The sequence below is a fragment of the Escherichia sp. S10b genome (assembly GCF_028421345.1).
Classification (GTDB): domain Bacteria; phylum Pseudomonadota; class Gammaproteobacteria; order Enterobacterales; family Enterobacteriaceae; genus ECMA0423.
The window spans coordinates 1-13993 of sequence record NZ_JAHZSO010000022.1 but is presented as its reverse complement, the minus strand read 5'-3'; the positions used below and the strand labels follow the sequence as shown (position 1 = coordinate 13993).

Below are 13993 nucleotides of genomic sequence, written 5' to 3'. Positions count from 1 at the left end.
AGGGACAGCTGATAGAAACAGAAGCCACTGGAGCACCTCAAAAACACCATCATACACTAAATCAGTAAGTTGGCAGCATCACCGGGAGCGCGAACATTGTGGTTTGAACTCGTCACAAAAATAGATATAGATATACATAAAAAGAACAGGTATGCGAGTTATGATCTTAGAAGGAAAATCGAAATGCAGCATGAAGAGTTTCAGAAAATGACAGAGCGCGAGCAAGTACCTTTATTGAAATGTATTAGCTCAGACCTGATCTGACAGTTATCGGTTATTTATACAGGTATCTGTCAGATTACATCTGGCTTAAATTTTTCTCGGCCCAGATGCGTTTTCCATCGAGTAACGTTTCCATTGGCGTCCGCCCATTGCACATTTTTCCCTGATGGGTTCGCTCATTATTATAGTGAGCCAGCCATTCATTTCGTCACAGAATACAGTCGCCCTAGTTGCCTTCTAACTTGAGGGTTTCGAGCCCTGAAGAGGCATATCCCATCGTTTTACAGATATTGCAGAAATTGGTACGCAATATGCAGCTTCTTCCTGGAGTTTCTTCCTGGTATTTATATCGAAGTCTACATTAAGCAACTCGAACTTCCAGCTTTCCCGATAAAACTTTATAATATCCTTAGGACAAAGGAGAATAAACTGGTTTGTCGTAAACATAGAAACAGCCTGCACAGAGTAATAATCCCCCGGTTTTATATTTTTTTTATCCCATGCTGCATTGGAAAAAAACTCTTCAGGATATTCACTTGTTTTAATAATGTAGCTATGTATTTTGAAGTCACTTATACCTGATAGCTTAATAACGGAATGGGTAAAAATCACTGGTAACACGGTTATTTGAGTCGATATTATTAATAATAACATCAAGGATGCGATAAATGAATAGCTAATTCTTTTTGAAAATTTATGCTGTGGATTCATTTTCAGATAAATGACTCCAGGAAGCATTGTCAGAAGAAAGATAAAATATGACATGAAAGCCAGTTCAGCTATCACTTTGAAATTAACACTCTTATCTGAAGTTGCAATATTACTAAAAACTATCTCCAGAGGAATTAACTGAAGATGCACCAGTAAAGCAATAGACAACGGAATGACAAGATAGATCTGAACACGTCTCAACAGTTTCATTCTATTGTTTTTAAACGATAAGTCATATTCAAGATACCTCTTATTTACTATGGCTAAAATAACAGCTATCAGTACACCCATACTTGCAATAGATAACCAGCCAGAGTTATCTTTAACATTCTGATCAAAATCAAATGCACAGTATAACACATATATAAAGGCCATGGGGAACATGCCAGATAACATCATCACAGATAAAAAATTACCCTGAATCTTATTGTAAGCAGGAAGATTATTTATATCCTGAGGAATAACTACGGGTATAAAAAAAGAGGTTATAAAAAAGATAAATACTATCATAGCCAATGATAGTATAGTTGCACAACAAACCAATACCAAGATGCTTTTAATATTCATTACATCAAAGAAAATATCTAGTCGGCCCAGGCGACTGAAATATCCCCAGAGAACTATCAACGCAATCCCTGATATAATACTTGATGGTGTTAATAATGAAATAATTAACGTCTTCCACTTCTGATTCATCTTAATCTCCTGGTTTTACTATAAAGAGAACATAAAAAAGCTGAATGAGTTATAACACTTCATTATCTGACTCTTCTCCGTAACCTTTCAAGAAGATTGTCGCATATTCTTGATAAGTTATATCATAAGCATATTGTTTTAGGTAGCGTTTTCACTAAATTCATTTGACCATCGTCATAATATTTTTAGTCTGAATATAGGAGATGATATATATCATATGCAGTATGATATAAAACTTTAAAAGTGACTGAATAGATAATAGTTCATGCATGAACAAGACCATAACATGAAAAAATATGCTTATTATGCATCGGTCTTATGTTGTGACTAAGCCGCCTGAAGACAGAGAAGTAGCTAAGAATATGGCATCAGACACCTTCAGTTGTCGTATAAGGTTATCTGCAGGGTTTTTCTCCGTATCTGTCTGTTCCAGGCATTACCCCAATTCTCCCAAATGTTCTGTACTGGAAGCACCTTTGAGTATCGAATAAACTGCATGTAAAATTTAAACTTACAATCACGAGGCTTGATATGGCCAGAACAATGACAGTTGCTCTCGGAGATGAACTCTGGGAGTACATAGAATCTCTCATAGAATCAGGTGATTATCGTACACAGAGTGAGGTAATCCGCGAGTCACTTCGTCTCCTTCGAGAGAAACAGGCAGAGTCACGTCTCCAGGTGTCCTGCGGGATTTACTGGCAGAAGGCTTGAGCAGCGGTGAACCTGTGTCGTGGGAAAAAAATGCGTTTCTGAAAAAAGTGACAGCTGGCGCGAGGGCTTCCGGTGAAAACCGTTAAACTCACACCTAAAGCCAGTCAGGATCTGGAGGATATCTAGCATTACGGGTACCACCATTTCGGTGAAGAGTAGGCTGATAAATATATTAATCAGATATCCGACATTTTTCAGGTTATGAGTAATCATAATATCGGTACTCCCCCTCCTGAACTGGGGAATACACATTCGCACTACCCGTTGAACGGCATATGGTTTATTTTCTGCAGACTGATACTGAAATTGTTATTATTCGTATATTAAGTCAGCATCAGGATGCCAGCCGTCATTTCAACTGACAGTAATCAGCCACCACATTGCGTTGCGTGAAAACTGGCAGGGTTACAGGGGTGTACCTAGCCAGAATTCACGTAGCGCAACTCCCCTCTCTGTGTATTTTTCTCCTTTCCTTGCGATCATCTTTGCCCTGGCATTACCCCATTTCTCCCAAAAACCGTAAAACAGCCCTCAGCCCGCGCCACGACTGGCTTAAGACGGGATCCCTGCTGCAAAACGTACCTTTACGTATTTGGTTTTACCCGCAATAATGCGTGATAAGCAAACAAAAGGATCCGCGCGCTGCGATTTATTGTCGTGGAAGGATCCGGGCGTTCAGGTCAGAATACCTGTATCCATAAACAGTGCGTGTGCTACGTGAAAAATAACTCATGAACAATGTCATTCCCCTGCAGAATTCACCAGAACGCGTCTCCCTGTTACCCATTGCGCCGGGGGTGGATTTTGCAACAGCGCTCTCCCTGAGAAGAATGGCCACTTCCACGGGGGCCACACCGGCCTACCTGCTGGCCCCGGAAGTGAGTGCCCTTCTTTTCTATATGCCGGATCAGCGTCACCATATGCTGTTCGCCACCCTCTGGAATACCGGAATGCGTATTGGCGAAGCCCGGATGCTGACACCGGAATCATTTGACCTGGATGGAGTAAGACCGTTTGTGCGGATCCTGTCCGAAAAAGTGCGTGCGCGACGCGGGCGCCCGCCAAAAGATGAAGTGCGCCTGGTTCCGCTGACAGATATAAGCTATGTCAGGCAGATGGAAAGCTGGATGATCACCACCCGGCCCCGTCGTCGTGAACCATTATGGGCCGTGACCGACGAAACCATGCGCAACTGGCTGAAGCAGGCTGTCAGACGGGCCGAAGCTGACGGGGTACACTTTTCGATTCCGGTCACACCACACACCTTCCGGCACAGCTATATCATGCACATGCTCTATCACCGCCAGCCCCGGAAAGTCATCCAGGCACTGGCTGGTCACAGGGATCCACGTTCGATGGAGGTTTATACCAGAGTGTTTGCACTGGATATGGCTGCCACGCTGGCAGTGCCTTTCACAGGTGACGGGCGGGATGCTGCGGAGATCCTGCGTACACTGCCTCCCCTGAGGTGACGGCATACGCGCTTCCTTATATAAGCTGTGGTCAGCAGAACAGACATAACATAAGCTGGAGCATGTATATAAGCTGTAGTGAGTAAGTCATGTTTTATGAAGGGAGCAATGCCTCAGCAGCAGGTTACGGGATCACTTACGTAAGGGACAGGCAGATGGCAGCTCAGCCACAGGCAGCACTGCAGGAAACAGAATATAAACTGCAGTGAGCAGACCACTCACTGCACCGGTTAATATAAGCTGTAGTCAGTAAAGGAGCGCTCTTCACTGACTACAGTTTATGTTCAGCGGGATTTGAAGAGTTTTTCCAGGTCATCCAGCGTGATGCCCAGTTTCTCAAGCAGGGCAAGCTTCTCCGCCATCTCCGGACTGACTTTTTCCGCAGGTGAAGGTGGCAACGGATTTTCCTTACTCTCATCATTCGGCGCTTTTAACCGGGGACGCCGGTAGTGAATACAGAAGAATTTTGTCCGCCCCCGCTGGATCTCCGTGTAATCAAGATATCCAATCTCGCGCAACTGCTCCATTGCCCGTCTGACCGTCTGGTTCTGGGAAAATACAGGAGACTTCAGATTGAGGCGTGCACGCAGCCGCGCCAGCGATATCGGTGCCGGATCCCGGGGCAGGCTCTCTATAAAGGTGTAGAGTGCCTGGGCGGACTCCCGTCGCTTCAGGGCATTAATCGCCTTAAGCTGGAGAAGGACTTTTCTGTCAAACTGGTACAGTTCAAACAGGCGGGGATCGGCCTGTAACTGCACAATATCCCGCTCAGTATCGTAGTAGGCTGACTGTACCAGATGGGTGATATATTCCCGGGTGTGCTTCTCATCGGTACGGGAAAACGAAATCACGGTACCGGCAATGCGCTTCAGGGAAGGGCTGATACGCTCACGCAGCCTGCGGGATGACTGGCTTGAAGGTATACCACACAGTTTTGCAAACTCGACAAAAGGCAGTTCAACTTTGTCACCAATCACGTTATGGCGGGCAAAGGAATGAATGATCCCCACCCAGGTCTTGAAATCGTTATCCATATCCAGACGGGGGCCGGTGATCTCAACCTTATCGAATCCCTCAGCACGGGCCAGGGAAAGACGTGTCAGCTCTTCCGTGGCATCAGTACGTGACAGTGTATTTTTTTTACTGTTCTTCAGTGATTTAAGGGTCGGTACAAAAACGCCCAGACGCATCAGCGCCACAGGTTGTACGGTGTTGTTATTGTTTGGTGTCAGTGTCACCAGCTCACCGGACGACTTATCCACCTCGCCGAACAGTTTTTTGATGTCTGAATTTTCGTTTTCCAGAAAGCCTCCAGCCTGTGGACAGTAAAAGAATAAACAGAAAATCGTGTGTCAGAACTCCGCTAACTGACTGAAGAAAAACCTGCAGCCTGTATTTAACAACTGAGTCTGGCATACTGACCATAGTTTATGTCATTAACTTACTTCAGTATATGGATTACTGAATACAGCTTATCATTAGCATGTTACAGTTTATCAGTAACATGCCACAGCTTATGTGATCGTAGTCCCGGCCCATGAGTGACAAGGTTTGCAGAGATATGGGGATCTTTAATGGATCCTTTGTTGATCATTCATGGATCTGTTTACTGGATCGGGCCTCTGGATATGTGGATAAATCATTCCAGAAAAACAGCATACACTACCGATTATGAAGGCTTCAGGGCGTACCTGCTCACTGTAACTACAGATCCATTGCGCTTCCTCGCCGGTTCGCGGGCTTCGCCCGGTCACCGGTCTGCGGCGAGCACTGTTTTTCTGATGTCTGTCTTTACAGGTAATTTTTGACGGAATCTGCCGTACTTCCTGAGCGTACGGTCATATCCGAAGTACACTTCATATGTGTGTTTCAATGCCAGGGATTGTGTATACAAACTACAGGCAAAGTCTGGTTATCACCGGTGGTAGGCTGCTCCGATGGAAAAATTGTGAACGGATTGACACCATGCCGGATAACTCTGTCGATATAAGACGGTCAAAGATCGTGGCGTTGACAAGTACAGCGTCTGCACGCCGCAGAGCTTGGCATTGTTGTGGTCAACTAAAACTGGCCACCGCGTTAGAGTTTTTCCAGTATCGGTTTTCTGATTCGTTTGGTGGTAACCCACCATTATATTCGTGCGGTCTTAGTGCGCTGTAATATCCAACGATATAGTCCGTTATGGCGTGAGCTGCATCGCTGAAACTTACATAGCCCGTCGCTGGCACCCATTCGTTCTTCAGACTCCTGAAGAAGCGCTCCATTGGGCTGTTATCCCAGCAGTTTCCACGCCGACTCATACTCTGCCTGATCCGGTATCGCCACAGTAACTGCCGGAACTGCCTGCTCGTATAATGACTGCCTTGATCGCTGTGGAACATCACCCCGACGGGCTTACCACGGGTTTCCCATGCCATTTCCAGTGCTTTCATGGTAAGCCTGCTGTCCGGCGAGAACGACATGGCCCAGCCTGACCTGCCCCTCTTTCCTGCGCAACCACGCTACCAGCGAGTCAATTCCACCAATACGGCGAAACAGTTCATCGCTGTTAAAAAACGGCTGCAACGCCTCATTTGTTGCCATAGTTTGCTCGGAAACAACGAGGCCGTCGTCCATGTGCTCGATTAACTCACGCGGCACCGGCTCCATAATAAATTTACGGCCAGCCTCCACCAGCTTTCTGACTTCCTGATCCACTTTGAATGTGGCGACGCCAAGCTCTTTTTGTACAAAGGGAGTAATTACGGCTTTCACATCACACCTTTCATCACTGATTGGGCTTTATCTGCTGCCCGGCATTCTCTGTTTAAGCACAACCATTTCCTGACGGCATAACACAGCAATAGCGGTCCTGGCACCAATTTGCTTACCAGCCAGGTATTGCTTTACCTCGCGGCGACTCACGCCATCAAGAAGCATCTTTAACGCTTCACGGGACAATTTGTTGTATTTGCGTGCCATTAATCTACTCCGCAGAACCATACAATCTACGTAACGTGTCGGCGACAGAAGATACAGATATCTCTCCGGTCGCAGCCCCTACGGTAAGGTCTGCCAGTTCAGGTGAATCAAATACCTGCACCCCGTTACGGCGTAGAAATAACAGCGCACTGTTTAGCGCGGTACGCTTATTGGCATCATTGAATATATGCCCTCTCGCTGTAGCCACTAGGTAGGTGGCGGAGACTTCGAAAAGGTCGGTGATCTCTTCGTAGGCAACTCTGGCCTGAACTCTCCCGATAATGGCCTCTGCCCTGCCCGGATCAGACATTCCCGGCAGGCCGCCGTAGCGGTTTATATTCGCATCATGAAGCGCAATAAGTTCTTCCGGTGATATATGCCTCATTATCGGTTAACCAGTTCCTTGTTGGTGGAGTCCAGGGTGTCAAACAGGGATGCAAATTCAGCATCCAGCGCCGCTTTTTTGTAGGCTTCGAAAGTAGCCTTGCTGACAATTACTGCTGGCTCACGGCCTCTGCGGGTGATTTCAACCTCTTCCCCGGCCTCAACATTGTTGAGCACTTCAGAAAGGTTGCCGCGCGCGGTACGGAAGTTAATGGATTGCATAAACACCTCGTGTACTCGTTATGTGTACACAATTATAAACTTCACAGGCATAAAGCACCAGCACTTTGCGGCTTAACAAACCTCTAGGCAGGTCATTCGTAGCCTAATGTCCGAACTGCTAAAGCATCCAAGTTGCTGTAGAATCACCGCCAATTACATAAGCCTGAAATAAGTGGATGAAAATGACAAGTATTCAACAACGTGCAGAGCTTCATCGTCAAATCTGGCAAATTGCTAACGATGTCAGGGGTTCGGTCGATGGATGGGATTTTAAGCAATACGTTCTGGGCGCACTTTTCTACCGTTTTATCAGCGAAAATTTTTCCAGTTATATTGAAGCCGGTGATGACAGTATCTGTTATGCGAAACTGGATGACAGCGTAATTACTGATGACATTAAAGACGATGCCATCAAAACCAAAGGCTACTTCATCTACCCAAGCCAGCTTTTCTGCAACGTAGCTGCGAAAGCAAATACCAATGACAGATTGAATGCAGATTTAAACAGCATCTTCGTTGCTATCGAAAGTTCTGCTTACGGTTATCCTTCAGAAGCTGACATCAAAGGTTTGTTTGCTGATTTCGATACCACCAGTAACCGCCTGGGTAACACCGTTAAAGATAAAAATGCCCGCCTGGCTGCGGTTCTGAAAGGGGTTGAAGGGTTAAAACTTGGTGACTTCAACGAACATCAGATTGACCTGTTCGGTGATGCCTATGAGTTCCTGATTTCTAACTATGCGGCAAATGCCGGTAAGTCAGGCGGTGAGTTCTTTACACCGCAGCACGTCTCCAGGCTGATTGCACAACTGGCTATGCACGGGCAGACCAGCGTTAACAAAATCTACGACCCGGCAGCGGGTTCCGGCTCACTGTTGTTGCAGGCGAAAAAACAGTTTGATAACCATATCATCGAAGAAGGTTTTTTTGGTCAGGAAATCAACCATACGACCTATAACCTGGCGCGTATGAACATGTTTTTGCACAACATCAACTACGACAAGTTTGATATCAAGCTGGGCAATACGCTGACTGAACCGCACTTCAGAGATGAAAAACCGTTTGATGCCATCGTTTCTAACCCGCCGTATTCGGTGAAATGGATTGGCAGCGATGACCCGACGCTGATTAACGATGAACGTTTTGCCCCGGCTGGCGTTCTGGCCCCCAAATCCAAAGCTGACTTTGCGTTTGTATTACATGCGCTGAACTATCTTTCTGCCAAAGGTCGTGCTGCGATTGTCTGCTTCCCGGGCATTTTTTACCGTGGCGGCGCGGAGCAGAAAATCCGTCAGTATCTGGTTGACAATAACTATGTCGAAACCGTGATTTCACTCGCACCGAACCTGTTCTTTGGCACCACCATTGCCGTCAATATTCTGGTGTTGTCTAAACATAAAACGGATACCAAAGTTCAGTTTATTGATGCCAGCGAACTATTCAAAAAAGAGACCAACAACAATATCCTGACCGATGCCCATATCGAACAGATTATGCAGGTATTTGCCAGCAAGGAAGATGTTGCTCATCTGGCGAAATCTGTCGCGTTTGAGACCGTTGTCGCTAATGACTATAACCTGTCGGTGAGCTGCTATGTAGAAGCGAAAGATAACCGCGAAATTATCAATATTGCTGAGCTAAATGCAGAGCTTAAAACTACGGTCAGCAAAATCGACCAGTTGCGTAAAGATATTGATGCGATTGTGGCTGAAATTGAAGGCTGCGAGGTGCAGAAATGAGCGAGTTGAGTTATCTGGAAAAATTGCTGGATGGGGTTGAGGTTGAGTGGAAAACCCTTGAGGATATTTCTATAAAGATATCATCTGGAGGAACCCCTAAAACTGGCGTATCAGAATTTTATGATGGCGACATTCCTTGGTTGAGAACTCAAGAAGTAAACTTTTGTGATATATGGGATACCGAGGTAAAAATAACTGAGTCTGGAGTTAAAAACTCTAGTGCAAAATGGATACCAAAGAATTGTGTCATTGTTGCTATGTATGGGGCAACTGTGGGGAAAATCGGCATAAACAAAATTCCAATGACAACAAATCAAGCGTGCGCAAATATTCAACTTAATGAAGAAGTTGCTCATTATAGATATGTATTTCACTTCTTGTGTAGCCAATACACATATATCAAATCCCTTGGAACAGGGTCCCAGACAAACATAAATGCGCAGATTGTCAAAAATATTAAGATCCCCATCCCCTGCCCGGATAATCCGGAAAAGTCCCTTGCCATCCAGTCTGAAATCGTTCGGATTCTGGATAAGTTTACTGCACTTACCGCTGAGCTTACCGCTGAGCTTAACATGCGTAAAAAACAGTACAACTACTATCGCGACCAATTGCTGACTTTTAAAGAAGGTGAGGTTGAGTGGAAAGCTTTGGGGGAAATTGGTGAGTTTATTCGTGGAAAACGTTTTACTAAAGCAGATTATGTAGAAGATGGTGGTATCAGTGTAATCCATTATGGTGAGATATATACACGATATGGTGTTTACACAACTCATTCGTTATCACAGGTTAGAGCTGATATGGCAGCGTCATTACGCTATGCCAAACATGGAGATGTCGTGATAACTGACGTGGGGGAGACTGTAGAAGACGTTGGTAAAGCAGTGGCATGGCTTGGGGATGACGATATCGCTATTCATGATCACTGTTATGCTTTTCGACATTCTTTGAATCCAAAATTTATTTCCTATTACATGCAAACCGATTCGTTTATTTCTGAAAAAGCAAAGTATGTAGCCAGAACAAAAGTTAATACACTACTCATTAATGGTTTTTCAAAAATTATGATTCCGGTTCCATATCCTAAAGATCACGAAAAATCACTTAAGGAACAAGCTCGCATTGTCGAAATACTCGACAAATTCGACACACTGACTAACTCCATCACCGAAGGTCTTCCGCGTGAAATCGAGTTGCGCCAGAAACAATACGAATACTACCGTGATTTACTGTTCAGTTTCCCAAAACCTGAAACTGTCAGTAATTAATTGACCGTTGCTACCGACCGGGCCACCTTAACATCCGGTCTGTATATAGACTATTTTTTACGTGCCGGAAGTCACCCTTAACTCCCTTCCGGCCCTTGCCAGACGGCACAAAGGATGCGCTATGACTCATCAGACACACACCATTGCTGAATCCAATAACTTTATCGTCCTTGATAAGTACATCAAAGCTGAGCCAACAGGCGACAGCTACCAGAGCGAATCGGACCTGGAACGAGAACTGATTCAGGACCTGCGGAATCAGGGCTATGAATTTATATCCGTAAAATCACAGTCGGCGATGCTGGCCAATGTTCGGGAACAGCTTCAGAACCTCAATGGTGTGGTGTTTAATGACAGCGAGTGGCGGCGTTTCACGGAGCAGTATCTGGATAACCCGAGCGATGGCATTCTGGATAAGACCCGTAAAATCCATATCGACTATATTTGCGACTTTATTTTTGATGACGAGCGTCTTGAGAACATCTATTTGATAGATAAAAAGAATCTCATGCGCAATAAGGTGCAGATTATCCAGCAGTTTGAACAGACGGGTTCTCATGCTAACCGTTATGACGTCACGATCCTGGTTAATGGTTTACCGCTGGTGCAAATCGAACTAAAAAAACGCGGGGTGGCGATTCGTGAGGCTTTCAACCAGATACATCGTTACAGTAAAGAGAGTTTTAACAGCGAAAATTCCCTGTTTAAGTATCTGCAACTGTTTGTCATTTCTAACGGCACCGATACCCATTATTTTGCCAACACGACAAAGCGCGATAAAAACAGTTTTGACTTCACCATGAATTGGGCAAAATCAGACAACACGCTGATTAAAGACCTCAAAGACTTTACCGCTACCTTTTTCCAGAAACATACTCTGCTGAATGTTCTGGTGAACTACAGCGTTTTTGACAGTAGCCAGACGCTACTGGTGATGCGACCGTACCAGATTGCCGCCACTGAGCGTATCTTATGGAAAATCAACAGCTCCTATAAAGCGAAAAACTGGTCTACCCCCGAAAGTGGTGGCTTTATCTGGCACACTACCGGTTCTGGTAAAACCCTGACCAGCTTTAAAGCCGCGCGTCTGGCAACAGAACTGGACTTTATTGATAAAGTCTTCTTTGTGGTCGACAGGAAAGACCTCGATTACCAGACCATGAAGGAATATCAGCGTTTTTCGCCAGACAGTGTCAATGGATCGGAAAATACCGCAGGTCTTAAACGAAATCTGGATAAGGATGATAACAAAATTATCGTCACCACTATTCAGAAACTCAATAACCTGATGAAAGCAGAAAGCGACCTGCCTGTATACAATCAGCAAGTGGTGTTTATATTTGATGAATGCCACCGCAGCCAGTTTGGAGAAGCACAGAAAAACCTGAAGAAGAAATTCAAACGCTATTATCAGTTTGGTTTTACCGGTACCCCTATTTTCCCGGAAAACGCCTTAGGCTCAGAAACAACCGCCAGCGTATTTGGTCGTGAATTGCATTCATATGTTATTACCGATGCGATTCGAGATGAAAAAGTGCTTAAATTCAAGGTGGACTACAACGATGTGCGGCCACAGTTTAAGTCTTTAGAGACAGAAACCGACGAGAAAAAACTGAGTGCGGCTGAAAATCAGCAGGCGTTTCTTCATCCCATGCGTATACAGGAAATTACGCAATATATTCTGAATAATTTCCGCCAGAAAACTCACCGTACCTTCCCTGGCTCAAAAGGTTTTAATGCTATGTTGGCAGTGAGCAGCGTGGATGCCGCGAAAGCCTATTATGCGACGTTTAAACGGTTACAAGAAGAAGCCGCTAATAAATCGGCTACCTATAAACCGCTGCGTATTGCGACAATCTTCTCCTTTGCCGCCAATGAAGAACAAAATGCCATTGGTGAGATTTCCGATGAAACTTTTGATACCAGCGCAATGGACAGCAGTGCTAAAGAGTTTCTGGACGCTGCAATTCGTGAATATAACAGCCATTTTAAAACTAACTTTAGCACCGACAGTAACGGTTTTCAGAACTACTATCGTGATTTAGCCCAGCGGGTTAAAAATCAGGATATCGATCTGCTAATTGTCGTGGGGATGTTCTTAACCGGCTTCGATGCTCCAACATTGAACACGCTATTCGTCGATAAAAACTTACGTTTTCACGGCCTGATGCAGGCATTTTCCCGCACCAACCGCATTTATGACGCCACTAAAACCTTCGGTAATATCGTCACTTTCCGGGATCTGGAACGCTCAACTATTGATGCCATAACGCTGTTTGGTGACAAAAACACCAAAAATGTAGTGTTAGAAAAGAGTTATGCAGAGTATATGGAAGGCTTTACTGATGCTGCTACTGGTGAAGCTAAGCGCGGCTTTATGGCAGTAGTTGCAGAACTGGAACAACGGTTCCCTGACCCTGCCAGTATTGAAAGTGAAAAAGAGAAGAAAGACTTCGTAAAACTGTTTGGTGAATACCTGCGTACCGAGAACATCCTGCAAAACTATGATGAATTTGCCACGCTGAAAGCCCTGCAACAAATCGATCTTAGCGATCCTGTTGCAGTAGAAAAATTCAAAGCAGAACATTATGTGGATGATGAAAAGCTCGCTGAATTGCAAACAATTCGTCTCCCTGCTGATCGCAAGATTCAGGATTATCGTTCTGCCTATAACGATATTCGCGACTGGCAGCGCCGTGAGAAAGAAGCTGAGAAAAAAGAGAAATCAACCACTGACTGGGATGACGTGGTTTTTGAGGTCGATTTGCTGAAGTCTCAGGAAATAAACCTGGATTATATCCTTGGACTGATTTTCGAACATAACAGACAAAATAAAGGCAAGGGCGAAATGATCGAAGAGGTCAAACGCTTAATTCGTTCAAGCCTGGGGAACCGGGCGAAAGAGGGCCTGGTGGTCGATTTTATTCAGCAAACGAACCTGGATGATTTACCAGACAAAGCCAGCATCATTGACGCGTTCTTTACCTTTGCTCAACACGAACAGCTACGTGAAGCAGAAGCGTTGATTAAAGAAGAAAATCTCAATGAAGAGGCGGCGAAACGCTATATTCGCACGTCTTTAAAACGCGAATACGCCACCGAAAATGGCACAGAATTAAACGAGACATTACCAAAACTTAGTCCGTTAAACCCGCAATATAAAACGAAAAAACAGGCAGTTTTCCAGAAAATCGTCTCGTTTATTGAGAAGTTTAAAGGCGTAGGCGGAAAAATATAGCCCAATTCGTGTTTTTCTTGCGGGTTCTTAATTAAACCCGCAAGAGACCGTGGGGTTCCAAATGGCTAATATACTCCCCTTACCCATGAGCGACGATGCCGCCAAAAGTGATAGAGAACAGCCAGAAATAGATCGCGGCCATAATGATTTTGAATGCCGGTGATGCTGCCAACTTACTGATTTAGTGTATGATGGTGTTTTTGAGGTGCTCCTGTGGCTTCTGTTTCTATCAGCTGTCCCTCCTGTTCAGCTACTGACGGGGTGGTGCGTAACGGCAAAAGCACTGCCGGACATCAGCGCTATCTCTGCTCTCACTGCCGTAAAACATGGCAACTGCAGTTCACTTACACCGCTTCTCAACCCGGT

11 protein-coding genes and 6 pseudogenes are annotated in these 13993 nt (G+C 45.0%); 9 read left to right on the top strand and 8 right to left on the bottom strand.

Going from position 1 to position 13993, the window contains the following annotated elements:
- Positions 1–75: 75 nt before the first annotated feature.
- A pseudogene (locus tag FTE26_RS01315) lies at positions 76–264 on the top strand (hypothetical protein); the annotation flags it as partial.
- Between the two features lie 34 nt (positions 265–298).
- Here FTE26_RS01315 and FTE26_RS01310 read toward each other — a convergent pair.
- Positions 299–427: pseudogene (locus FTE26_RS01310) on the bottom strand (IS481 family transposase); the annotation flags it as partial.
- Positions 428–459: 32 nt separating this feature from the next.
- Complete coding sequence (locus FTE26_RS01305) at positions 460–1629, bottom strand: hypothetical protein (RefSeq protein ID WP_001072355.1); 1170 nt, start codon at positions 1627–1629, stop codon at positions 460–462.
- Between the two features lie 531 nt (positions 1630–2160).
- Here FTE26_RS01305 and FTE26_RS01300 point away from each other — a divergent pair.
- From FTE26_RS01300 to FTE26_RS01285, 4 genes and pseudogenes are all read left to right on the top strand, one after another.
- Positions 2161–2429: pseudogene (locus tag FTE26_RS01300) on the top strand (type II toxin-antitoxin system ParD family antitoxin).
- Positions 2416–2705 (top strand): annotated as a pseudogene (locus FTE26_RS01295) (type II toxin-antitoxin system RelE/ParE family toxin). The pseudogenes FTE26_RS01300 and FTE26_RS01295 overlap by 14 nt, the downstream one beginning before the upstream one ends.
- A 66-nt stretch (positions 2706–2771) precedes the next feature.
- The gene (locus FTE26_RS01290; protein WP_042065278.1) at positions 2772–2954 is read left to right on the top strand and encodes a hypothetical protein; all 183 of its coding nucleotides are present in this window, start codon (positions 2772–2774) and stop codon (positions 2952–2954) included.
- A 120-nt stretch (positions 2955–3074) separates the two neighbouring features.
- Positions 3075–3815 carry a tyrosine-type recombinase/integrase gene (locus FTE26_RS01285; protein WP_001066942.1) on the top strand — a complete coding sequence of 247 codons (741 nt, stop codon included), beginning with the start codon at positions 3075–3077 and terminating at the stop codon, positions 3813–3815.
- Positions 3816–4099: 284 nt separating this feature from the next.
- Here FTE26_RS01285 and FTE26_RS01280 read toward each other — a convergent pair whose 3' ends face one another.
- From FTE26_RS01280 to FTE26_RS01255, 6 genes and pseudogenes are all read right to left on the bottom strand, one after another.
- The gene (locus tag FTE26_RS01280) at positions 4100–5077 is read right to left on the bottom strand and encodes a RepB family plasmid replication initiator protein (RefSeq protein WP_000361610.1); all 978 of its coding nucleotides are present in this window, start codon (positions 5075–5077) and stop codon (positions 4100–4102) included.
- A gap of 795 nt (positions 5078–5872) precedes the next feature.
- Positions 5873–6286: pseudogene (locus FTE26_RS01275) on the bottom strand (DDE-type integrase/transposase/recombinase); the annotation flags it as partial.
- A 4-nt stretch (positions 6287–6290) separates the two neighbouring features.
- Positions 6291–6569: pseudogene (locus FTE26_RS01270) on the bottom strand (pdcB); the annotation flags it as partial.
- A 27-nt stretch (positions 6570–6596) separates the two neighbouring features.
- Positions 6597–6776 carry a hypothetical protein gene (locus tag FTE26_RS01265; RefSeq protein ID WP_001513661.1) on the bottom strand — a complete coding sequence of 60 codons (180 nt, stop codon included), beginning with the start codon at positions 6774–6776 and terminating at the stop codon, positions 6597–6599.
- 4 nt (positions 6777–6780) lie between these two features.
- Positions 6781–7161 carry a type II toxin-antitoxin system death-on-curing family toxin gene (locus FTE26_RS01260; RefSeq protein ID WP_001216034.1) on the bottom strand — a complete coding sequence of 127 codons (381 nt, stop codon included), beginning with the start codon at positions 7159–7161 and terminating at the stop codon, positions 6781–6783.
- Entirely contained in the window at positions 7161–7382 is a 222-nt protein-coding gene (locus FTE26_RS01255; RefSeq protein WP_001190712.1) for a type II toxin-antitoxin system Phd/YefM family antitoxin, read from the bottom strand. The genes FTE26_RS01260 and FTE26_RS01255 overlap by 1 nt, the downstream gene beginning before the upstream one ends.
- Positions 7383–7564: 182 nt before the next feature.
- Here FTE26_RS01255 and FTE26_RS01250 point away from each other — a divergent pair, with 182 nt between their 5' ends.
- From FTE26_RS01250 to FTE26_RS01235, 4 genes are all read left to right on the top strand, one after another.
- Positions 7565–9121, top strand: coding sequence for a type I restriction-modification system subunit M (locus FTE26_RS01250; RefSeq protein WP_001553856.1), 1557 nt, complete (start codon positions 7565–7567; stop codon positions 9119–9121).
- A complete protein-coding gene (locus FTE26_RS01245; protein ID WP_023142242.1) occupies positions 9118–10389 on the top strand; it encodes a restriction endonuclease subunit S in 1272 nt (423 codons plus the stop codon). Before FTE26_RS01250 ends, FTE26_RS01245 begins: the two co-directional genes overlap by 4 nt.
- A gap of 121 nt (positions 10390–10510) precedes the next feature.
- Entirely contained in the window at positions 10511–13627 is a 3117-nt protein-coding gene (locus FTE26_RS01240) for an HsdR family type I site-specific deoxyribonuclease (RefSeq protein ID WP_031311986.1), read from the top strand.
- A gap of 213 nt (positions 13628–13840) precedes the next feature.
- The coding region (locus FTE26_RS01235; RefSeq protein WP_001392569.1) for an IS1 family transposase at positions 13841–13993 on the top strand (153 nt) is incomplete at its 3' end.